This is a genomic window from Stutzerimonas stutzeri (assembly GCF_024448895.1).
In the GTDB taxonomy this organism is placed as follows: Bacteria; Pseudomonadota; Gammaproteobacteria; order Pseudomonadales; family Pseudomonadaceae; genus Stutzerimonas; species Stutzerimonas stutzeri_Q.
Genome location: NZ_JAMOIC010000005.1, coordinates 238,914 through 258,448, shown reverse-complemented (window position 1 = coordinate 258,448; position 19,535 = coordinate 238,914). Strand labels below are relative to the sequence as shown.

At 59.9% G+C, this 19,535-nt stretch carries 22 protein-coding genes, 1 other RNA gene and 1 pseudogene; 10 read left to right on the top strand and 14 right to left on the bottom strand.

The features are described from left to right. Positions 1 to 85: 85 nt before the first annotated feature. The 4 genes from NA619_RS08575 to NA619_RS08560 form a co-directional block, all read right to left on the bottom strand. Complete coding sequence (locus NA619_RS08575; RefSeq protein ID WP_255961390.1) at positions 86 to 1,306, bottom strand: 2-octaprenyl-3-methyl-6-methoxy-1,4-benzoquinol hydroxylase; 1,221 nt, start codon at positions 1,304 to 1,306, stop codon at positions 86 to 88. 156 nt (positions 1,307 to 1,462) lie between these two features. Next, entirely contained in the window at positions 1,463 to 2,641 is a 1,179-nt protein-coding gene (gene ubiH, locus NA619_RS08570; protein WP_255961389.1) for a 2-octaprenyl-6-methoxyphenyl hydroxylase, read from the bottom strand. Positions 2,642 to 2,643: 2 nt separating this feature from the next. Next, entirely contained in the window at positions 2,644 to 3,975 is a 1,332-nt protein-coding gene (gene pepP / locus NA619_RS08565; protein WP_255961388.1) for a Xaa-Pro aminopeptidase, read from the bottom strand. Between the two features lie 11 nt (positions 3,976 to 3,986). Next, the gene (locus NA619_RS08560; protein ID WP_255961387.1) at positions 3,987 to 4,541 is read right to left on the bottom strand and encodes a YecA family protein; all 555 of its coding nucleotides are present in this window, start codon (positions 4,539 to 4,541) and stop codon (positions 3,987 to 3,989) included. Between the two features lie 123 nt (positions 4,542 to 4,664). Here NA619_RS08560 and NA619_RS08555 point away from each other — a divergent pair, with 123 nt between their 5' ends. From NA619_RS08555 to NA619_RS08535, 5 genes are all read left to right on the top strand, one after another. Continuing rightward, the gene (locus tag NA619_RS08555) at positions 4,665 to 4,874 is read left to right on the top strand and encodes a TIGR02449 family protein (protein WP_255961386.1); all 210 of its coding nucleotides are present in this window, start codon (positions 4,665 to 4,667) and stop codon (positions 4,872 to 4,874) included. Beyond that, complete coding sequence (locus NA619_RS08550) at positions 4,871 to 5,185, top strand: cell division protein ZapA (RefSeq protein WP_122163372.1); 315 nt, start codon at positions 4,871 to 4,873, stop codon at positions 5,183 to 5,185. The genes NA619_RS08555 and NA619_RS08550 overlap by 4 nt, the downstream gene beginning before the upstream one ends. A 33-nt stretch (positions 5,186 to 5,218) precedes the next feature. Continuing rightward, positions 5,219 to 5,397, top strand: a non-coding RNA gene (gene ssrS, locus NA619_RS08545) — 6S RNA. A gap of 6 nt (positions 5,398 to 5,403) precedes the next feature. Continuing rightward, the gene (locus NA619_RS08540) at positions 5,404 to 6,009 is read left to right on the top strand and encodes a 5-formyltetrahydrofolate cyclo-ligase (protein ID WP_255961385.1); all 606 of its coding nucleotides are present in this window, start codon (positions 5,404 to 5,406) and stop codon (positions 6,007 to 6,009) included. 383 nt (positions 6,010 to 6,392) lie between these two features. Continuing rightward, on the top strand, positions 6,393 to 6,842 hold the full coding sequence (locus NA619_RS08535; RefSeq protein WP_255961384.1) for an EVE domain-containing protein: 450 nt from the start codon (positions 6,393 to 6,395) through the stop codon (positions 6,840 to 6,842). A gap of 25 nt (positions 6,843 to 6,867) precedes the next feature. On the opposite strand, the gene NA619_RS08530 is transcribed toward NA619_RS08535, so the two are convergent. Beyond that, the gene (locus NA619_RS08530) at positions 6,868 to 7,251 is read right to left on the bottom strand and encodes a flagellar basal body-associated protein FliL (protein WP_255961492.1); all 384 of its coding nucleotides are present in this window, start codon (positions 7,249 to 7,251) and stop codon (positions 6,868 to 6,870) included. A 198-nt stretch (positions 7,252 to 7,449) separates the two neighbouring features. Between NA619_RS08530 and NA619_RS08525 the strand changes: the two genes are divergently transcribed. Further along, positions 7,450 to 8,427 (top strand): NADPH:quinone oxidoreductase family protein, encoded by a 978-nt coding sequence (locus NA619_RS08525; RefSeq protein ID WP_255961383.1) that lies wholly within the window; start codon positions 7,450 to 7,452, stop codon positions 8,425 to 8,427. Between the two features lie 57 nt (positions 8,428 to 8,484). Here the strand turns inward: NA619_RS08525 and secB are convergent, their stop codons facing one another. The 3 genes from secB to NA619_RS08510 all read right to left on the bottom strand — a co-directional run bounded on the left by secB (position 8,485) and on the right by NA619_RS08510 (position 9,736). Continuing rightward, complete coding sequence (secB, locus tag NA619_RS08520) at positions 8,485 to 8,979, bottom strand: protein-export chaperone SecB (RefSeq protein WP_255961382.1); 495 nt, start codon at positions 8,977 to 8,979, stop codon at positions 8,485 to 8,487. 86 nt (positions 8,980 to 9,065) lie between these two features. Further along, positions 9,066 to 9,320: a glutaredoxin 3 gene (grxC, locus tag NA619_RS08515; RefSeq protein ID WP_255961381.1), complete on the bottom strand. Its 255-nt coding sequence runs from the start codon at positions 9,318 to 9,320 to the stop codon at positions 9,066 to 9,068. 2 nt (positions 9,321 to 9,322) lie between these two features. After that, positions 9,323 to 9,736 (bottom strand): rhodanese-like domain-containing protein, encoded by a 414-nt coding sequence (locus NA619_RS08510; RefSeq protein ID WP_255961380.1) that lies wholly within the window; start codon positions 9,734 to 9,736, stop codon positions 9,323 to 9,325. 142 nt (positions 9,737 to 9,878) lie between these two features. On the opposite strand from NA619_RS08510, the gene gpmI reads away from it, so the two are divergent. The 4 genes from gpmI to NA619_RS08490 all read left to right on the top strand — a co-directional run bounded on the left by gpmI (position 9,879) and on the right by NA619_RS08490 (position 15,019). Continuing rightward, positions 9,879 to 11,414: a 2,3-bisphosphoglycerate-independent phosphoglycerate mutase gene (gene gpmI, locus NA619_RS08505; protein WP_255961379.1), complete on the top strand. Its 1,536-nt coding sequence runs from the start codon at positions 9,879 to 9,881 to the stop codon at positions 11,412 to 11,414. Positions 11,415 to 11,569: 155 nt separating this feature from the next. After that, positions 11,570 to 12,829, top strand: coding sequence for a murein hydrolase activator EnvC family protein (locus NA619_RS08500; protein WP_255961378.1), 1,260 nt, complete (start codon positions 11,570 to 11,572; stop codon positions 12,827 to 12,829). Between the two features lie 40 nt (positions 12,830 to 12,869). After that, positions 12,870 to 14,207 carry a S41 family peptidase gene (locus NA619_RS08495; RefSeq protein WP_255961377.1) on the top strand — a complete coding sequence of 446 codons (1,338 nt, stop codon included), beginning with the start codon at positions 12,870 to 12,872 and terminating at the stop codon, positions 14,205 to 14,207. Positions 14,208 to 14,323: 116 nt separating this feature from the next. Further along, a complete protein-coding gene (locus NA619_RS08490; protein ID WP_423836816.1) occupies positions 14,324 to 15,019 on the top strand; it encodes a divergent polysaccharide deacetylase family protein in 696 nt (231 codons plus the stop codon). A gap of 9 nt (positions 15,020 to 15,028) precedes the next feature. Here the strand turns inward: NA619_RS08490 and NA619_RS08485 are convergent. The 6 genes and pseudogenes from NA619_RS08485 to hisB form a co-directional block, all read right to left on the bottom strand. Beyond that, positions 15,029 to 15,776: pseudogene (locus NA619_RS08485) on the bottom strand (substrate-binding periplasmic protein). Between the two features lie 358 nt (positions 15,777 to 16,134). Then, entirely contained in the window at positions 16,135 to 16,905 is a 771-nt protein-coding gene (gene hisF, locus NA619_RS08480; protein ID WP_255961491.1) for an imidazole glycerol phosphate synthase subunit HisF, read from the bottom strand. A 98-nt stretch (positions 16,906 to 17,003) separates the two neighbouring features. Further along, positions 17,004 to 17,747: a 1-(5-phosphoribosyl)-5-[(5-phosphoribosylamino)methylideneamino]imidazole-4-carboxamide isomerase gene (hisA, locus tag NA619_RS08475; protein ID WP_255961375.1), complete on the bottom strand. Its 744-nt coding sequence runs from the start codon at positions 17,745 to 17,747 to the stop codon at positions 17,004 to 17,006. Positions 17,748 to 17,783: 36 nt separating this feature from the next. After that, positions 17,784 to 18,044 carry a DUF2164 domain-containing protein gene (locus tag NA619_RS08470; protein ID WP_128120487.1) on the bottom strand — a complete coding sequence of 87 codons (261 nt, stop codon included), beginning with the start codon at positions 18,042 to 18,044 and terminating at the stop codon, positions 17,784 to 17,786. Then, on the bottom strand, positions 18,044 to 18,682 hold the full coding sequence (gene hisH / locus NA619_RS08465; protein ID WP_255961374.1) for an imidazole glycerol phosphate synthase subunit HisH: 639 nt from the start codon (positions 18,680 to 18,682) through the stop codon (positions 18,044 to 18,046). The genes NA619_RS08470 and hisH overlap by 1 nt, the downstream gene beginning before the upstream one ends. Next, on the bottom strand, positions 18,682 to 19,275 hold the full coding sequence (gene hisB, locus NA619_RS08460; RefSeq protein ID WP_019341947.1) for an imidazoleglycerol-phosphate dehydratase HisB: 594 nt from the start codon (positions 19,273 to 19,275) through the stop codon (positions 18,682 to 18,684). The genes hisH and hisB overlap by 1 nt, the downstream gene beginning before the upstream one ends. Positions 19,276 to 19,535: the final 260 nt, after the last annotated feature.

The following is a 19,535-nucleotide window of genomic DNA, read 5'->3' as shown; positions in this document are numbered from 1 at the left end:
GTTCGTGAAAGATGCTGAATAGTAGTGAATGTCATTTACTTTCTCAACGCGACATTTCGCGCAGTCGCCCCAACGCGGGGCAATGCTATACGCGAGCCAGCGCTGGCAGGTCGCCGCTCAGACCCAATGCCTGACGCACGAAAAGCGCCTTGGCCTCAGGCAGCGCCTGCACACCTTTCAACCCGACATTCCGCAACCAGCGCAATGGCAGCGGATTAGCCTGAAATAGTCGTTCGAAGCCCTCCATCGCCGCCATCATGGACAGGTTATGTGGCATCCGGCGACGCTCGAAACGGCTCAGTATCCGCGGATCACCCAATTGCGCCCCCCGGTTGGCGGCTGTCAGCAGAACCTCGGCCAGGACTGCTGCATCGAGCAGTCCGAGGTTGACGCCCTGCCCTGCCAGCGGATGGATGGTATGGGCCGCATCGCCAATCAGCGCCAGGCCCGGTTGCACGTAGCGCTTGGCGTGACGCTGGCGCAACGGGATGCACAGCCGCGGATCGGCCTCGGTCACCTCGCCAAGACGGTATTCGAACGCCCGTCCTAGCGCCTGACGAAAAGCCGCGTCATCCAGTGCCATCAGACGTTGAGCTTCAGGCTCCGTAACCGACCAGACAATGGAACACCAATGCGCATCGCCATTCTTCTGCAACGGCAGAAACGCCAGCGGGCCGTCATCGGTAAAACGTTGCCAGGCGGTCTGCTGGTTGGGCTCGGCACAACGAACGCTGGTCACGATGGCGTGATGCAGATAATCCCATTCGCGCGTTTCGCACCCGGCCAGGCGGCGCACGGCAGAATTGGCTCCATCGGCAGCGACGAGCAGGGTGGTGCTCAGCTGCTCACCACCGCTCAAGGTCAAGGTCCAGCCGCTTTCTCTTTGCTCCAGATGTTCCAGGCGTGCGCTGGGCAACAGCTCCACCGAACCGTCGCGTTCTAGCACTTCCAGAAGCGCGTCCTGCACGACGCGGTTTTCGACGATGTGGCCAAGTACATCGGCATGGACCGACGCTGCTGAAAAGTGAATCTGGCCAGTTCCCGAGCCATCCCATACATGCATGTCGGTGTAAGGACTGGCGCGGCGGCGGCTGATGCCAGGCCATGCGCCGACGCGTTCGAGAATTCGCTGGCTGGCTGCCGACAAGGCACTGACACGAGGTTCGAAAGGGTCAGCAGCCGTACTCGGATGAATATCCAGCGGACCTGCATCGATCAATTTGATGCTGAGACCGGCGTCTTTCAGCGCGAGCGCCAAGGTGCTGCCAACCATTCCGGCGCCGACGATGATGAGGTCCGTTTGCATGTCTGCTCTCCTGCACGCCGAGCTTCGGCGTATCAATAGGGTCTACTGCAGCGCCAGCGAGCGCGCATCGTGACTTATATCTAGCGGTATCTACCCGCCAAATGCGGAATCGAGCCGCATCGCCGATGCCGCGATGCCTGTAAGAATATTGTCTGGCTAGCGCTCGCGTACACCGAGCCCCATGGCCTGCCTGGCGAACCAGTTCTTGGCCGGCGGCAACAGGTCCAGTCCGAGCAAGCCCAGGTTGCGACCAGCGATTGAGAACCGTGAAGCGTCACCGAACAGCTGAGTCAGCTGATCGGAGAAGCCTACGGTAAGCCGCTGATCCGCACGCTGACGCCGGTGATAATTTTGCAGTACCCCGAGGTCGCCCAGCTCGGCCGTGCTGCCCAATAATGCGGCTGCAAGCGCCTCGGTGTCCCTCAATGAGAGGTTGTAGCCCTGCCCAGCAATGGGATGCAGGCTGTGCGCGGCATTACCAAGCACCACGAGACCAGAGCGGACCTGCTCTTCGGCTTCGATGAGCACGAGCGGATAGAGATGTCGCGCGCCCACCTGCTGGAAACCACCCAGGCGATAGCCGAACGCCTGCTGCAATTCGCTGAGAAACTCGGCCTCGGGCAGCGCGGCCAGGCGCGCAGCGTCCTTGTCGGGCCGCGTCCAGACCAGTGCGCAACGCCGCTCGGGCAGTGGCAGCAATGCCATCGGCCCCTCATCTGTGAAGCGCTCGAATGCCTGGCCACCATGGGGCTTGCCAGGTGTGACATTGGCGATTAGTGCCGTCTGATCATAAGGCGTACGCCGGATTCCGATCCCGAGCTGCTCGCGCAATGCGGAGCGCCCACCGTCAGCGAGAACCGCGAGTTTGCAGGCGAGAGAAATGCCATCTGTCAGAGTCAGCCGATAGCCGCCAGCCTCAGGCTCCATGTGCTTGACTTCAGCAGGGCAATGCCTCACAACCACCTGATCATCCAGAGCCTGCCACAAACAATGGCCGATCCAGGCGTTCTCTACCACATAGCCCAGCGCGGGCACTTGCTGAGTTTTGGCGTCGAGGCGAGTGGCGCCAGCACGACCGCGATCCGACACGTGAATATGAGTGATCGGTTCGGCCCGCTCCGCAATCTGCTCCCACACACCCAGCCGCCGGTAAATCAACCGAGTCCCATAGGAAAGCGCGGTAGAGCGCGCGTCGTAGCTTGGCTGATACTCGTTGCCCGGTTCGAACGGCTCGATCAGCTGGATCGTCCAGCCGCGCGCCTTCGCACCCTTCTGCAGCGCGAGCGCCAGGCTCGCGCCAACCAATCCGCCACCCACAATGGCCAGGCTGCTCATGTCTAAGCGACCTCGGCGGCAGCGGCCATCAAGGCTTCGATTTCCTCTACTGATTTGGGTACGTCGCCAGTAAGGATCTCGCAGCCGGTCTTGGTCACCACGACGTCGTCCTCGATGCGTACACCGATACCGCGCCACTTCTTGGCCACGTCCTGGTTGTCAGCGGCAATGTAGATACCTGGCTCGACAGTCATCGACATCCCGGGCTCGAGCACGCGCCACTCGCCGCCAACCTTGTAGTCGCCGACGTCGTGAACATCCATGCCCAGCCAATGCCCGGCGCGATGCATATAAAAAGGTTTGTAGGCTTCCGCGGCGATCAGCTCGTCGACATCACCCTGCAGCAGGCCCAGCTCGACCAACCCGGCAGTGATGATCTGAACGGTGGCTTCATGAGCCTCGTTCCAGTGCTTGCCTGGTGCAATATGGTTGAACGCCTCTTCATTGGCTTTCAGCACCAGCTCGTAAATGGCCTTCTGCTCGGGCGAGAAGCGGCCGCTGACGGGAAAGGTCCGGGTGATGTCGCTGGCATAGCAATCGATCTCACAGCCCGCATCGATAAGCACCAGATCGCCGTCCCTGAGCACCGCATCGTTCTCACGGTAGTGCAGGATGCAGGCATTCTTGCCAGCCGCAACGATAGAACCATAGGCCGGCATCTTCGAGCCGCCCTTGCGGAATTCGTAGTCCAGCTCCGCTTCAAGATGGTACTCGTACAGCCCCGCGCGGCTGGCCTGCATGGCCCGAACGTGGGCACGCGCGGAAATCTCTGCTGCGTGCCTCATCACCTTTACTTCGTTTGCCGACTTGTACAGGCGCAGGTCGTGCAGAAGATGATCAAGGGCAACGAATTCGTTCGGTGGCTGCGCACCCTGACGGGCCTTGGAGCGGATGGTGTTGATCCACTCCATCAGGCGGTGATCGAACTCCTGATTGCTGCCGATGGCGTAATAGACGCGCGAGCGCCCTTCAATCAGACCGGGAAGGATGTCATCGATGTCGCCAATCGGAAACGCATCGTCTGCACCGTATTCGGCGATGGCGCCATCCTGACCGGCGCGCAATCCGTCCCAGAGTTCACGCGCCGGGTCACGCTCCCGGCAGAACAACACGTACTCGCCATGCTCGCGACCCGGGATAAGCGCAATTACCGCTTCCGGCTCGGGAAAACCTGATAGGTATTGGAAATCGCTGTCCTGACGATAGATATGCTCGACGTCGCGGTTACGAATGTACATAGGCGCCGCCGGAAGGATGGCGATGCTGTTGGGCTCCATCTCCGCCATCAACGCCTTGCGACGACGGGCATATTCCGACTTGGGGATGCGGGTCATGGACGGGGGCCTCAATGCAGGGAGGGCTTGGCCGTAGCCGCGACCGGCTTGGCGCATTCGGTGAATAGCAGCAACGGCGCGACTCGCAGATACTCCATGACTTCCATGTAGTCGTTCTCACCATCTTCGGATTCCTCGAGGGAATCCTGAATCTGAGCGATGGCCGCGAGATCCTGGAGCACTTCCATCGCTTCACCACTGAGCGCCCGATCACCGGCGATCAGACCGAAACCCGTTAGAAAGCTCTGGCACCATTGGCCCAGCGCCAGCGCGCGTTCGGTTAGGGATGCATCATCTGAGGGCAACAGCAACACGATGGCGATATCCTCGCCAGCCAGTTCGCCCTTGACCATCTCCTGAAGGCCGATGAGAGCCTGACGCACCGACTCCTCGGGCTCGGCGCCCAGCAGTTCGACGGCATCGATCAGCCATGATTCGGCATCGAAACCAGCACCTGCGCAACTGCGCCCGAGCAACAGGCCGTGCAATTCGGCAGGTGTGACAGGTTGGGCACTGCTGGCTAGCAAAGTGGCAAAAGCGGCATACGGCGAGTTTTGAATGGGCATTGGCAGCTAGGCGCACGAAGGCGCTAATGTCTAGAATGAAGGCCTTGTATCCTAGCATCGGCATACGAGCCAAGACCATCGAAGCCGGACTAGCCAACGCTCGCGCCATTACCCGGGAATCCCATGGAAGACGCCGACTTGCAGCTGCTGACCACCAAGCTGGAACAGCTGATACAACGCATCGAGCAACTCAAGGCGCAGAATCGTCTGTTGCTTCATAGTGAGCAGACTTGGCGCGAGGAACGCGCTCATCTGATCGAAAAGAACGAAATGGCACGGGTGAAGGTCGAATCAATGATTTCGCGCCTGAAAGCCCTGGAGCAGGACTCATGACCCAGCCGAACACTGTCACCGTGCACATCATGGACAAGGAATATTGTATTTCCTGCCCACCCGAAGAACGCAGCAACCTCGAAGGCGCCGCTCATTACCTCGACCGCAAGATGCGCGAGATCCGCAGCAGCGGCAAAGTCATAGGCGCTGATCGTGTCGCCGTGATGGCCGCACTCAACATTACCCATGAGCTGCTGCACAAGCACGACCGTCTGGATGCCGAAGCCAACAGTGCTCGTGAGCACGTGCGCACTTTGCTGGAGCGAGTCGACAGCGCTCTGGCCGCCGATCCAAACCCAACCGGCAACTGATGAACGGCGAACAGATTGCGTTATAATCCCGCCCACTCCCTGGCATGTTCGCCAGTCGGCGATGACCCTCTCCCGATAAGCAACACCTTGGAGGCTACACGTAGTGCCGGTGTGCATGTCCGCCTGACGGAAAGCCTTAAGGTACTCTGTAGTCGCCACCTTGAACTCTCGGGTTCAAGGGCCTACGCGGGCAGCGGCATGCTGGGGAGCCTCATATCATGATCGCAGCCGAAGGCCTTCCGCGCCCGGCGCTGCGCCGTCAACTGCGTCAAGCGCGTCGCCAGCTCTCTCTCACGCAACAACGTCAGGCCGCCAAGCGGCTGTACCAGCAGCTGGCCCAACATCCGCTATTTCGCAGAAGTCGCCACATAGCCCTGTATTTACCCAACGACGGCGAAATCGACCCGCGACCATTGCTACGTGAAGCCCAACGGCGAGGGAAGGCAACCTACCTGCCGGTCCTTGATGCCTGGCCGCGTACGCGAATGGTGTTTCAACGCATCAAACCGAATGAAAGACTGAAACCGAACCGATTCGGTATCGCCGAGCCTGTATTCAGCCGCGCCCAACAGCGGCGCATCTGGACACTCGACCTGGTCATGATGCCGCTGGTGGGATTCGACGAGCACGGCGGACGACTGGGCATGGGCGGCGGCTTCTATGATCGAAGCCTGGCCTATCGCAGCAGGCGCAAAAAAGGTCACAAACCGACACTTTTAGGGTTGGCTCATGAATGTCAGAAAGTCGACGTGATTCCCGTGGCCAGCTGGGACGTGAGTCTGCAGGCGACGGTGACTGATCGTGGGTGGTATGCGAAAGAGTAGAAGCGGGTGTCTCAGCCGCGTCCTTGCGGCCCGTGAAACTAGCGCTGAAGTTGTTGCGAGTGACTAATCGGAATCATGGACGAAGAATCGTCCGAAGCTTCCCATAGCCCTTGGGTATAGCCCGTGGTAACTACGCCGAGACCGAAAATCAGCACCAGGACCCAAAGAATATCCGGCTTACGTTTCATAGTTATCGCCTCCCCCTGCCAGGCGAATAGTCTTACATCGAGTCAATATCGTTTTGGTTTTGAAGACTCGACACCATCAACCTCAAGCGCGGCATTCTCCGCCATGCCTCGGTGCAGCGCAAACCAGCGTGGCGACCGACTGTCGGGGATTTCGCGTGCGAGAACTCTTTAAGCAATAACTAGTGAGCAAAGACCATGCCGTACTGGCTTATGAAGTCTGAACCGGACGAGTTTTCCATCCTGAATCTAGAGGAATCAGGGTCGAGTCGCTGGGACGGAGTGCGCAATTATCAGGCGCGCAACTTCTTGCGAGAGATGGTCGAAGGCGATCAGTTCTTCTTCTATCACTCGAGCTGTGCAACGCCTGGCATTGCTGGTATCGGCCGCATCATTCGCGCCGCATACCCTGACCCGACAGCGATCGATCCAGATTCGACTTACTGCGACCCGAAGGCCAGCGAGGGCAAGAATCCATGGAGCGCTGTCGATGTCGGCTTCGTGGAGCGCTTCGCCGGGACCTTGACACTGCCGCGCTTGAAGAGCCTGCCGGCACTTTCGCAGCTCCCACTCGTACAAAAAGGCAGTCGCCTGTCGGTGATGCCTGTCAGCGAGAGTGAGTGGCTCGCGATTATGGCGCTACGCTAAGCCGTATGAATCGGCATATCTGGCGCTATTGCACGATCAAATTGTTGAACAATAGATCGTCGACCAGGGGCACGCCCTCCTCCTGACTCAGCACTGCTTGCACTTGCTTGAGCGCCTCCTGCCTGAGGGCCTCCTTGGCCTGGACAGTACCGATGCTGGCGTCAGTCTGCTGGGAGAAAAGGGTCACCAGCTGATTGCGGATCAGCGGCTCATGGTGTTTTACCTTGGCCTCCGCTTCCGTGCCGCTTACACGCAACGCGATGTCCGCCTTGTAGTACTTAAGCTTGCCATCTGAACCATAGTTACCAACCAGCGCAGGCACTAGCGCGTAATAGATGGTCTTGGGCGCAGCCGCATCGGCTTCCGAGGTTTCGGCCAGCGCCGTCTGGGCCATACAGATCGCAAGCATAAAAACGAGAATTCGGTTCACGGTGCTACTCCGAGGGATATGCCGATCAGCATAACCAGTGCTAGCCGCAGACCCAAGCCCGTCCTTATGTATTGCCATCAGGCCAGACCATGCTCGTTGCGCCCTTGAAACAGGCTTCTAGACTGACCCGATCCTTAACCGGCCTTAGCCTCATCTCTAACGATAAAAGGAATCCCGATGAAAGCTGTCCTGTGCAAAGAGTTCGGCCCCGCTGAAACGCTGGTCATTGAAGAAGTCGACGGACCGAAAATAAAGAAGGGCGAGGTGTTGCTTGATGTGCATGCCGCCGGTGTGAATTTCCCGGACACGCTCATGATCGAAGGCAAGTACCAGTTCAAGCCGCCCTTCCCCTTTTCTCCAGGCGGTGAAGCGGCTGGCGTCGTTGCTGCGGTAGGCGAAAAAGTCACCCACCTGAAAGTCGGTGATCGCGTGATGGGGCTGACCGGCTGGGGCAGCTTTGCCGAACAGGTGGCCGTTCCAGGTGATAGCGTGCTGCCAATACCGCCAGCAATGGATTTCGCAACGGCGGCCGCATTCAGCATGACGTACGGAACGTCAATGCATGCCCTGAAACAGCGCGCCAATCTGCAGCCGGGAGAAACCTTGCTGGTGCTGGGCGCCTCGGGCGGAGTAGGCCTGGCAGCTGTGGAGATTGGCAAGGCGATGGGTGCGAAGGTCATTGCAGCCGCTTCAACTGCAGAAAAGCTGGAGGTGGCCAAAAAGGCGGGCGCCGACGAACTGATCAACTACACCGAAACCGGCCTCAAGGAACGCTTGAAAGAGCTAACAGGCGGCGAGGGCGTGGACGTGATCTACGACCCGGTCGGCGGAAAGCTGTTCGAGGAAGCATTTCGTAGCATCGCCTGGAACGGGCGGATGCTGGTAGTTGGCTTTGCCGCAGGAGATATCCCATCACTGCCAGCCAATCTGCCGCTGCTCAAAGGCGCCGCGCTGATTGGTGTGTTCTGGGGCAGCTTCGCCCGGCGTCAGCCCCATGACAACGCAGCGAACTTCAAACAGCTTTTCGCCTGGCACGCCGAGGGCAAGCTCAAACCCTTGGTATCTCAGACCTTCGCGCTTGAACAGACCGCTGACGCGATCAATACCCTCGCTCAGCGTAGAGCTGTGGGCAAGCTGGTGGTGAAAGTTCGCTGAAAAACGACTCGCTGTCGCAAGGCGCACACCGCCCTGCGACAGGATTGGAGCGGGGTATCAGTGAGCCGTGGCAGGCGCTTCGCCGCCTTGTTGCATACGCGACATTTCTTGGGCATAAAGCGCATCGAAATTCACCGGCGCCAGCATCAAGGCCGGGAACGAGCCACGCGTGACCAGACTGTCGAGAGCCTCTCGCGCGTAGGGGAACAGAATGTTCGGGCAGAACGCGCCAAGCGTGTGGCTCATAGCCTGTGCTTCGAGACCCTTGATCAGGAAGATGCCTGCTTGTTGCACTTCGGCGATAAAGGCGACTTCCTCACCAGTCTTCACCGTTACTGACAGTGTCAGGACGACTTCATGGAAGTCACCTTCGAGCGACTTCTGCTTGGTATTCAGGTCCAGCGCAACGCTCGGATTCCACTCCTGACGGAAGATTTCCGGGCTTTTCGGCGCCTCGAACGAGAGGTCACGAACGTAGATGCGCTGCAGGGAGAACTGTGCACCTTGCTCTTCCTGAGCTGCGGCGGCGCCGTTGTTTGCTTGTTCAGTCATGTGAAGCCTTCTTGTTGTGCGTGTCGTGTTTGATTTGCCCTGTCAGATCAGGCAATTAGCCGATGCTGCCAGGCCGCTTGATCGGGTCACGCCTTGAGCATGGCATCCAGTCGGCCGGCACGCTCCAGTGCGTGCAGCTCGTCGCAACCACCTACGTGGTCGTCACCAATCCATATCTGCGGGACTGAGGTACGCCCAGCCTTGGCAGCCATTTCCGAGCGCAGCGCGGGTTTGCCATCTACGGGGATTTCCTCGTAATTGACACCCTTGCGATCCAGCAGACTCTTGGCGCGAATACAGAATGGGCACCAGGCCGTGGTGTACATGACGACTTTGGACATAGTTATTTGACCACTGGCAGATTTTCGCCGCGCCAGCTGGAAATCCCTCCGGACAGCTTCGCGGCTGTGAAGCCCACCTTCTGCAACTCACGGCAGGCCGTTCCGGCGTGCTGGCCCATGGCGTCGACGACTACGATCATCTTGGCCTTGTGCTTTTCCAGCTCGCCTAGTCGGCTGACCAGCTTTTCGTGTGGAATGTTCAACGCATCGACGATGTGACCGGCGTCGAACTCCTTCTTCGCACGCACGTCCAACACCACGCCTTCGTCGCGGTTGACCAGATTGGTCAGCTCGCGGTTGCTCAGGCTCTTTCCGCCTTTTCGCGCCTCAGTGACAGCGAGAAGAACCAGCAACACCAGAAAGATGCTGACCAGCAGATAGTGGTTGGAGACAAATTCAATCAGGTTAGCGACCATCAAAAGGGTACCCGGGGGATAAAATGCGGGCCAGTATACACAGCCCCCCCACCAGGCTGAACCCTGCGAATCGTGACGCCCAACCGGCCAACAATTAGACTGGCCGCCATTTTTTCGCGACCCCGTGCAAGGAGCCAGACACATGCCCGCCGCGCCCAAACCCCTGGTACTGATAATCCTCGACGGCTTCGGACATAGTGACAATCCCGAATTCAATGCCATCCACGCCGCCAACAAGCCGGTATACGACCGCTTGCTGGCCAGCCAACCGCATGGACTGATCTCCGGTAGCGGTATGGATGTAGGCCTGCCGGACGGACAGATGGGCAACTCCGAAGTCGGACACATGAATCTCGGCGCCGGTCGCGTGGTGTATCAGGACTTCACCCGAGTCACCAAGTCCATCCGTGACGGCGACTTCTTCGAGAACCCCACCATATGCACCGCGGTGGACAAGGCAGCGGGTGCTGGCAAGGCCGTGCATATCCTCGGTTTGCTCTCAGACGGTGGCGTCCACAGTCATCAAGACCATCTGGTTGCCATGGCCGAACTGGCCGCAAAGCGCGGCGCCGAGAAGATCTACCTGCACGCCTTCCTCGATGGTCGCGACACGCCACCGAAAAGCGCCCAGCATTCCATCGAACTGATGCAAGCCACTTTCACCCGTCTAGGCAAAGGCCGCGTCGCCAGCCTGATAGGCCGTTATTTCGCCATGGACCGCGACAACCGCTGGGACCGCGTCGAGCAGGCATATAGCCTGATCGTCGACGGCAAGGCCGAGCATCATGCCGACTACGCAGTCGATGGTCTGATCGCAGCCTACGAGCGCGGCGAGAGCGATGAGTTCGTCAAGGCCACCACCATCGGCGAGCCGGTGCGTGTGGAAGATGGCGACGCAGTCGTTTTCATGAACTTCCGCGCCGACCGCGCTCGCGAGCTGACCCGTTGCTTCGTCGAACCTGGTTTCAACGAATTCAATCGCGCACGCGTACCCCAGCTCGCCGGATTCGTGATGCTGACGCAGTATGCCGCTAGCATTCCCGCCCCAAGCGCATACGCACCAGAGGCCCTGACCAACGTGCTGGGCGAGTACCTGGCCAATAATGGAAAGACGCAGCTGCGCATCGCCGAAACGGAAAAGTACGCCCACGTCACCTTCTTCTTTTCAGGCGGTCGCGAAGAACCCTTCGCTGGCGAGGAACGCATCCTGATCCCGTCACCGCAGGTTGCGACCTATGATATGCAGCCGGAGATGAGCGCACCCGAGGTGACCGACCGCATCGTCGATGCCATCGAGAACCAGCGCTTCGACGTGATCATCGTGAACTACGCCAACGGCGACATGGTTGGTCATACCGGTGTATTCGACGCAGCCGTGAAGGCGGTGGAATGCCTGGATAAATGCGTCGGCCGCATCGTAGAAGCGCTGGAAAAGGTCGGGGGTGAAGCACTGGTCACCGCAGATCACGGAAACGTCGAGCAGATGGAAGATGTGATGACGGGCCAGGCTCACACCGCGCACACCTGCGAACCGGTGCCATTCATCTATGTCGGCAAGCGCAACCTGACCATTCGCGAAGGCGGCGTGCTCGCCGATGTGGCGCCCACCATGCTTACCCTGCTGGGCATGCCCGTCCCTGCTGAAATGACCGGGCGTTCGATCGTCGAGTTTGTCTGAAGGGACATAACGCTAACTCCTTACACCGACATCCCGGTGCGTCCCTAAAGACGCACCGGTTATCGTCACACGCATTTGCGTCGCAGGGCGTGCAGCTTGCCGATGCTTTTTTAGGCATACTACGGCCGTCGTTGAACTCTCGGTTACGCCCTCCCATGCCCCGTATATTTCTCCTCTTGGTGCTGTTCTGTCTGCTCGGACCCGCCGTGGCCGACGACCGCACCGACGCGCGCAAGCAGATCGAAGCGGCGCGCAAGGACGTCGCGGAATTGCAGAAACTGCTTAAGCAGATCGAGCAGGAGAAATCCGCGGTCCAGAAACAGCTGCAGTCCACCGAAAGCGAGATGGGCCAGCTGGAAAAGCAGGTCGACACCCTGCAGCAGGAAATCGATCGCAGCGAGTCTGAACTCGAACGCCTCAACGACGAGAAGACAACGCTAGAGGGCGCTCGCCTCGAACAGCAGCGGCTGATCGGCATACAGGCGCGCGCGGCCTACCAGAGCGGGCGTCAGGAATACTTGAAGCTGCTACTCAATCAGCAAAATCCGGAAAAATTCAGCCGGACCCTGACGTACTACGACTACCTCAGCAAGGCTCGTTTCGAACAGGTGGCGGACTTCAATGAAACCCTCAACCAACTCGCGAATGTAGAAGCTGGCATCCAGGCGCAACAGGCGACGCTTGCCGAACAGCAGGACGGTCTACAGGAGCGTCGCGCTCAACTGGCCGAAGTACGCAAGGAGCGCCAGCTGGCGCTGGCCAAGCTCGACAAGGACTTTTCCAGCCGCGACCAGAAGCTCAAGGCCCGCAAGCAGGAGCAGGCTCAGCTTGAGCGCGTGCTGAAGACGATCGAGGAGACTCTGGCGCGTCAGGCTCGAGAAGCCGAGCAGGAGCGCCAACGCGCGTTGGCGCTGGCCCGCGAAGAGCGGGCACGCCAGCAGCAGGCTGGGCGTCCAACCACGGCGCCCTCGGGGCCCGCGGTATCAAGTACCGGGGGCAATTTTGGCGGCCCCTTCGCCAACGCAAAGGGCAAGCTGCCGTGGCCCGTCGACGGACGTTTGGTCGCACGCTATGGCACTCCGCGCGGCGGTGATGCTCGAACCAAGTGGGACGGCGTGCTGATCGGGGCGGATGTAGGCACTCAGGTACGCGCAGTGCATGGCGGCCGAGTGGTCTTCGCCGACTGGCTTCGGGGCGCCGGCCTGCTGGTAATACTCGATCACGGCAACGGCTTTCTGAGCCTTTACGGGCACAACCAGAGCTTGTTGCGTGACGCCGGAGAAATCGTCAAGGCGGGCGATCCGATCGCCACCGTAGGAACCAGTGGCGGGCAGGAAGCTGCCGCACTGTATTTCGCCATTCGCCAACAGGGTCGCCCAAGCGATCCTGCACAATGGTGTCGTGCGCAAGGATAGGCCAGCTCGGCTAAAGCGCCCCTCACAACTGGAGTCAGACATGCTGCACCTGCGCCGTTTCGCCCAACCCACCACCCTGGCCCTGACCATCATGCTGGGGATGTACGGTAGCGCCTGGGCGCAGCAACCGCCCCCGGAGATCGCCACTGAGTCGATCCCTCTGGACCCGGCCGCCCGCAAGGCACCCCTGCCGCTGGACGAGCTGCGCACCTTTGCTGAGGTGCTGGACCGGATCAAGGCGGCGTACGTCGAGCCCGTCGACGACAAGACACTGCTGGAAAATGCCATCAAGGGCATGCTCAGCAATCTCGATCCGCACTCCGCCTATCTCGAGCCGGAAGCCTTTGCCGAACTGCAGGAAAGTACCAGCGGCGAGTTCGGCGGCCTCGGTATCGAGGTTGGCATCGAAGACGGTTTCATCAAGGTGGTTTCGCCCATCGATGACACGCCGGCGTCCAAGGCGGGCATTGAGGCGGGCGACCTTATCGTCAAGATCGATGGCAAGCCGACGAAGGGCATGTCCATGATGGACGCCGTAGCCATGATGCGCGGCAAGCCAGGTAGCGATATCTCGCTGTCTCTTGTACGGGAAGGCGGAAAGCCTTTTTCGGTCAAGCTCACCCGGGCTGTGATCAAGGTCACCAGCGTCAAGAGTCAGATGCTCGAGCCCGGTTACGGCTATTTGCGAGTTACGCAATTCCAGATCAACACCGGTGAGGAGGTCGGTAAAGCCCTGGCCAAGATGCGCAAGGAAAACGGCAACAAGCTCAGCGGTCTGGTGCTGGATCTACGCAACAACCCGGGCGGAGTACTGCAAGCCGCCGTGGAAGTTTCCGACCACTTCCTGACCGATGGCCTGATCGTCTATACAAAAGGCCGCATCCCCAACTCCGAGCTGCGCTTCAATGCCGACGCGGCCGATGCCAGCGAGGGTGTGCAGCTGGTAGTGCTGATTAACGGTGGCAGCGCATCGGCCTCGGAAATCGTTGCAGGCGCCTTGCAGGATCAGAAACGCGGCGTGGTCATGGGCACCGACAGCTTCGGCAAAGGCTCGGTGCAGACAGTGTTGCCGCTCAACAATGACCGCGCGCTCAAGCTGACTACTGCGCTGTACTACACGCCTAACGGCCGCTCGATTCAGGCTCAGGGCATCGAGCCGGATATCACCGTAACCCGCGCCAAACTCACCCGTGAGCAAGCAGCTGAAGGCGTTCGCGAAGCCGATCTTGCTGGGCATCTCGGCAATGGCAATGGCGGCCCGGAACGCCCAACCATGGCGCCTATCGCCAACGACTCGCCGCGCCCACAGGATGATGACTATCAGCTCGGCCAGGCGCTCAATCTTCTCAAGGGGCTGAACCTCACCCGCGGCAAGTAGCGATGTTACGAAGCTGGCTGCTGCTGGGCGTACTTGCGCCACTGTTGGTGGTCGCCGCACCAGCCAACAGCGCTGAAAACCCGAACGAAACGCAGAATCCGGCTGCGGTTTCGCAGATGCCGAAGCTGGCCCTGGTGATCGATGATCTGGGCCAGAATTCAACACGGGATGGACGGGTACTCGCACTACCCGGCCCTGTAGCCATGGCGATTCTGCCGGACACTCGACACGCCACCACTCTGTCTGCCCAGGCGCAGGCGGCGGGCAAGACAGTGATGTTGCATCTGCCCATGGCGCCCGCCGGCGGCCCATATGCCTGGCAACCGCAACTACCACCGGCAGAACTGGCCTCCAGGCTGGAGCGCGCACTTGAGAAGGTGCCGCACGCCAGTGGCGTCAATAACCACATGGGCAGCCAGATGACCGATCAGCAACCGCCGATGGTCTCCCTGATGACCGAATTGCAGCAGCGCCACCTGTTCTTTCTCGACAGCCGCACCAATGCCAGAACGGTTGCCGCCGCGACCGCCCAACGCATTGGCTTGGCCAGCCTGTCTCGGGACATCTTCCTTGATGACGACCCAGCGCCCGAAGCGGTTGCCGCTCAGTTCCGAAGGGCACTGCAACTGGCACGCAAGCAGGGCTCGGTCGTGATCATCGGCCACCCGCACTCAAGCACGCTGGCTTTGCTGGAAAGAGAGCTACCGAAGCTGCGCGAACAGGGCGTCGACTGGGTGGACATAGGTCAGATGATTGCGACCCGCAGCAATCGCGCCATGCTTGCGCACGGCGCTAAGGGTATCTACCGCTGAGTCCAGTGGTCAGAGGTAGCGCCGCAGAATCGCGTCGATGGCACCGTCGCTCTTCATCTCATTCAATGCCTTCTGCAGCTTGCTGACCACCTCATCCGGTGTCTGCTTATTCAGCGCCAGGAACAGTTGAGCGTCGTTGAAACGCAACACTGTCTTCAGACCACTCACACCTTCCTGCTTGGCCAAGTAAGGGCCGACAGGGTCAAGTCGTAGCCCAGAGATCGATCTGTCCCCTGAGCAGCTTGCTGACGTTCTCTTGATCGCGCAGCGAGTTGACTGGCTCAAAGCCCTTGCTCTCAAGGTGCTGACTCACCGCGTCATTCTTGTAAGCGCCGACTCGATACTGCTTCGCTTGCTCCAGCGACGTCAGACGCATGTCACTGTCAGGCTTGGCCAATAACACCCAGCCGGTGCTGGCAAGCGGACCGACCCACTTGAACAATGGCTCGCGCTCGGGTGTGAAGGTGGTAGAGAAAAGCCCCTGACTAGGCTGTTCCAGCACCTGGTTGTAGATGCGCTCCCACGGAAACCGCAATGTCAGGCTGTAGCTGATTTCAGCGCGCTTGAACATCTCGCGAACGATTTCGGCGTTGATTCCACTTATGTTGCGATCTGCTGCGTAGTTCTTGCCGTCCGCCGCCATGTTGAATGGCGGGAAGTTTTCCGTCAGCAATACCATTTTGTAGTCGTCGGGCAGTGCCGCCCTGGCAGATGCAGCCAGCACCATCAGCAGCCCAACTGCGATTAATCGTTTCATGACACCCCCTGCCTGCGAAAACCCAAGCGACAGCCGCCAGCGACTAGTAGAGAGCACCGAGCGTGCGCCGCCAGCTAGGTTTAGCAACTTGTGAACCATGAATACGAATTACGAAAGGAAAATGAGACGAAGCGCACACAATAGATATCAGATAGCCATCTTTTCAGGACTGCAGCAATGGCTGCAGCGATAGGGTGATCGAAAGGATACTTGGAGGGAATGCCAAGCGCACTCAACCGGTGCGCCTAAGGACTTGAACGCCAAGCAGTGGACGCTTTTGAAGCGCCCACTCGCATTAGAGGTAGCGCCCGTTGATCGTGTCGATAGTGCCGTCGGCACGCATCTGATCGCACCGCGCTCAGCGCATCACGATGCCGCAGCTGGCCATATAGGCCTTGGCTTCCGGCACGGTGTACTCGCCGAAATGGAAAATGCTCGCTGCCAGCACCGCGTCAGCCTTGCCTTCCAGAATGCCGTCGGCCAGGTGCTGCAGATTGCCTACCCCACCCGAAGCGATCACCGGGATGTTTACCGCTTCGCTGATGGCGCGCGTCACGCCGAGGTCGTAGCCACTTTTCACACCGTCCTGGTCCATGCTCGTCAGCAAGATCTCGCCCGCCCCCAGGGCCTCCATTTTTTGCGCCCAGAGCACCGCGTCCAGCCCGGTGGGCTTACGGCCGCCATGGGTGAATATCTCCCAGCGCGGGGTTTCGCCCGGATTGGACACCCGCTTGGCGTCGATGGCAACAACGATGCACTGGGAGCCGAACCGGTCGGCAGCCTCACCGACGAATTCAGGTGTGAAGACGGCAGCGGTATTGATCGACACCTTGTCGGCGCCGGCGTTGAGCAGGTTGCGGATGTCCTGCACGCTGCGCACACCACCACCCACGGTCAGCGGAATGAACACCTGGCTGGCCATGCGCTCGACGGTGTGCAACGTCGTATCGCGGTTATCCACGCTTGCGGTGATGTCGAGAAAAGTGATCTCGTCAGCGCCCTGCTCATCGTAGCGACGGGCGATTTCCACCGGATCGCCGGCGTCGCGGATATTCTCGAACTGAACGCCCTTGACCACGCGGCCGTTGTCGACGTCGAGGCAGGGGATGATGCGTTTGGCCAGGGCCATGGCTTTCTCCGAAAGCAGCTTTTCCAAGCCGCAGGCTTCAAGCTGCAGGTAGCGTGTAGGGTGGATCACGCTTCACCGATCCACCGCAGATCAGCGAATCACTCGTCCTTATATTTCAGGTCGCAGAGCGCCTGCGCCTCGGCGACATCCAGGCTGCCTTCGTAGATCGCGCGGCCGGTTATGGCGCCGACGATTCCGCGGGTGTTGGTGTCGAGCAGCTTCTGGATATCGCCGATGTTATGGATACCGCCGGAGGCGATTACGGGGATGCGGCTGGCGTTGGCCAGGGCCACGGTCGCTTCGACGTTGCAACCCTGCATCATGCCGTCCTTCGCAATGTCGGTGTAGACGATAGCGGACACGCCATCGGCCTCGAAACGCCGCGCCAGATCGACCGCCTGCACGCTGCTGACCTCGGCCCAGCCGTCGGTGGCGACGAACCCGTCTTTGGCATCCAGCCCGACGATCACCTTGCCCGGAAACGCGCGGCAGGCTTCACCGACGAACTCCGGCTGCTTGACCGCCTTGGTGCCGATGATCACGTAGCTGACGCCAGCGCGAACGTAGTGCTCGATGGTCTCCAGCGAGCGGATGCCGCCGCCGATCTGGATCGGCAGGTTCGGATAACGCTTGGCGATAGCCGTGACCACCTCGCCGTTGACCGGCTGGCCTTCGAAGGCCCCGTTGAGGTCGACCAGATGCAGACGACGGCAGCCGGCCTCGACCCACTTGGCGGCCATGGCGACCGGGTCGTCCGAGAACACCGTGGCGTCATCCATAAGACCCTGACGCAGACGCACACAGGCGCCGTCCTTGAGATCAATGGCGGGAATAATCAGCATGGCTTGAACCTGTCTAAATCAGGGGATTGGTTAAGGTCAGCTCTTCTCGAGTGCCCACAAGTCGCTTTCGATGCTCTCGAACCTTTCTTTCAGGTGCGTCTGCACGTCGAAAATCGCCTTGTTGTAATACAGCGGAGCAATGTCACGGGCGAACAGATCGAGCACTTCCTGAGCCTCGAATGAGCCGAGCTCCAGTTCGAAGCGATCTTCCAGAAAGCGTTTGATGATCTGCTGCGCAGCCTGCTCCTGGGCGGTGTCCAGCACCAGGACCGGCGGCTTGAGTTTCGCCCGGCTCATTACCAGCGCCCGTCCCAGGCGGCAAAATTCTGCAGCAGCTGCAAGCCATGGGTATGGCTTTTTTCCGGGTGGAACTGCACGGCGAAGCGAGAGCCGTCGGCCAGTGCTGCAGCGAAATCCTTGCCGTAATGGCCGCGACCCACTACCTGCCGCGGGTTGCCGGCCTCGATGTAATAACTGTGGACGAAATAGAAGCGCCCGTCGGCAGGAATGTTGTGCCAGAGCGGATGAGCAATCGCCTGCTCCATTTCGTTCCAGCCCATATGTGGCACCTTCAGGCGTTCGTCGGCTTCTTTCAGATCCTTACCGAAGAAACGTACCTGACCGGGAAACATACCGATGCAATCGACGCCACCGTTCTCCTCGCTGCGCTCCATCAGCGCCTGCATCCCTACGCAGATGCCGAGAAACGGCCGATCGACGCTGACCTCACGGACCAGCTCATCAAAGCCCAGCCGGCGGATCTCGGCCATGCAATCACGAATTGCACCCACACCGGGAAACACCACGCGATCCGCCTCGCGTATCACCTGCGCATCGCTGGTGATCAGCACCCGACCGGCGCCAACATGCTCAAGCGCCTTGGCAACCGAGTGCAGGTTGCCCATGCCGTAATCAATGACTGCAACGGTCTGCATTACAGGCAACCCTTGGTCGAAGGCATCTGTCCGGCCATACGCTCGTCCAGCGTCACCGCCATGCGCAGGGCGCGGCCGAAGGCCTTGAACACGGTTTCGATCTGGTGATGGGTGTTGTGCCCGCGAAGGTTATCGATGTGCAGGGTGACCAGAGCGTGGTTGACGAAGCCCTGGAAGAATTCCTGAAACAGATCGACATCGAAGCCGCCAACCGTGGCGCGGGTGTAGGGAACATGCATCTGCAGCCCCGGACGCCCGGAAAAGTCGATGACGACCCGCGACAGCGCCTCATCAAGCGGCACGTAGGAATGCCCGTAACGGGTCATGCCCTTCTTGTCGCCAACAGCCTTGGCAAATGCCTGGCCAAGGGTGATGCCTACATCTTCCACGGTGTGGTGATCGTCGATGTGCAGATCGCCCTGGCATTCGATGTCAAGATCAATCAGCCCGTGACGGGCGATCTGGTCGAGCATGTGCTCGAGAAAAGGCACGCCGATGGCGAAGCGGCTCTTGCCGGTGCCGTCCAGGTTGATGGTGGCCTTTACCTGGGTTTCCAGGGTGTTGCGCTCTACGCAAGCCGTACGTTCGGACATCAACAGCTCCGCTGATCGTGGGGCGAAAAAGAGCCGCATTATAGGCCCAAACCCACTGACCGTGATACGCAGCGCGCTGCCTGACCTTATGGGAGTAACTGAAACCGACGTTTACTACGTTGCTGCTAAAGCAGTGTGGCATCCGTAGCCCGAATAGCGGTGCCTCCGCGCCTGCAAAGCAGAGGCTATCGGTCATACCGGCCCGCGTGGGCTTCACCGTGCGCGGACAAGCCAGCGCGGTTATGCTTGCCCGATCAACA

Excerpts from the sequence above, each read along its gene's own strand:
- NA619_RS08575 (WP_255961390.1), bottom strand. The coding sequence starts at position 1,306 with ATGCAAACGGACCTCATCATCGTCGGCGCCGGAATGGTTGGCAGCACC.
- ubiH (WP_255961389.1), bottom strand. The coding sequence starts at position 2,641 with ATGAGCAGCCTGGCCATTGTGGGTGGCGGATTGGTTGGCGCGAGCCTG.
- pepP (WP_255961388.1), bottom strand. The coding sequence starts at position 3,975 with ATGACCCGCATCCCCAAGTCGGAATATGCCCGTCGTCGCAAGGCGTTG.
- NA619_RS08560 (WP_255961387.1), bottom strand. The coding sequence starts at position 4,541 with ATGCCCATTCAAAACTCGCCGTATGCCGCTTTTGCCACTTTGCTAGCC.
- NA619_RS08555 (WP_255961386.1), top strand. The coding sequence starts at position 4,665 with ATGGAAGACGCCGACTTGCAGCTGCTGACCACCAAGCTGGAACAGCTG.
- NA619_RS08550 (WP_122163372.1), top strand. The coding sequence starts at position 4,871 with ATGACCCAGCCGAACACTGTCACCGTGCACATCATGGACAAGGAATAT.
- NA619_RS08540 (WP_255961385.1), top strand. The coding sequence starts at position 5,404 with ATGATCGCAGCCGAAGGCCTTCCGCGCCCGGCGCTGCGCCGTCAACTG.
- NA619_RS08535 (WP_255961384.1), top strand. The coding sequence starts at position 6,393 with ATGCCGTACTGGCTTATGAAGTCTGAACCGGACGAGTTTTCCATCCTG.
- NA619_RS08530 (WP_255961492.1), bottom strand. The coding sequence starts at position 7,251 with ATGCTTGCGATCTGTATGGCCCAGACGGCGCTGGCCGAAACCTCGGAA.
- NA619_RS08525 (WP_255961383.1), top strand. The coding sequence starts at position 7,450 with ATGAAAGCTGTCCTGTGCAAAGAGTTCGGCCCCGCTGAAACGCTGGTC.
- secB (WP_255961382.1), bottom strand. The coding sequence starts at position 8,979 with ATGACTGAACAAGCAAACAACGGCGCCGCCGCAGCTCAGGAAGAGCAA.
- grxC (WP_255961381.1), bottom strand. The coding sequence starts at position 9,320 with ATGTCCAAAGTCGTCATGTACACCACGGCCTGGTGCCCATTCTGTATT.
- NA619_RS08510 (WP_255961380.1), bottom strand. The coding sequence starts at position 9,736 with ATGGTCGCTAACCTGATTGAATTTGTCTCCAACCACTATCTGCTGGTC.
- gpmI (WP_255961379.1), top strand. The coding sequence starts at position 9,879 with ATGCCCGCCGCGCCCAAACCCCTGGTACTGATAATCCTCGACGGCTTC.
- NA619_RS08500 (WP_255961378.1), top strand. The coding sequence starts at position 11,570 with ATGCCCCGTATATTTCTCCTCTTGGTGCTGTTCTGTCTGCTCGGACCC.
- NA619_RS08495 (WP_255961377.1), top strand. The coding sequence starts at position 12,870 with ATGCTGCACCTGCGCCGTTTCGCCCAACCCACCACCCTGGCCCTGACC.
- NA619_RS08490 (WP_423836816.1), top strand. The coding sequence starts at position 14,324 with ATGCCGAAGCTGGCCCTGGTGATCGATGATCTGGGCCAGAATTCAACA.
- hisF (WP_255961491.1), bottom strand. The coding sequence starts at position 16,905 with ATGGCCCTGGCCAAACGCATCATCCCCTGCCTCGACGTCGACAACGGC.
- hisA (WP_255961375.1), bottom strand. The coding sequence starts at position 17,747 with ATGCTGATTATTCCCGCCATTGATCTCAAGGACGGCGCCTGTGTGCGT.
- NA619_RS08470 (WP_128120487.1), bottom strand. The coding sequence starts at position 18,044 with ATGAGCCGGGCGAAACTCAAGCCGCCGGTCCTGGTGCTGGACACCGCC.
- hisH (WP_255961374.1), bottom strand. The coding sequence starts at position 18,682 with ATGCAGACCGTTGCAGTCATTGATTACGGCATGGGCAACCTGCACTCG.
- hisB (WP_019341947.1), bottom strand. The coding sequence starts at position 19,275 with ATGTCCGAACGTACGGCTTGCGTAGAGCGCAACACCCTGGAAACCCAG.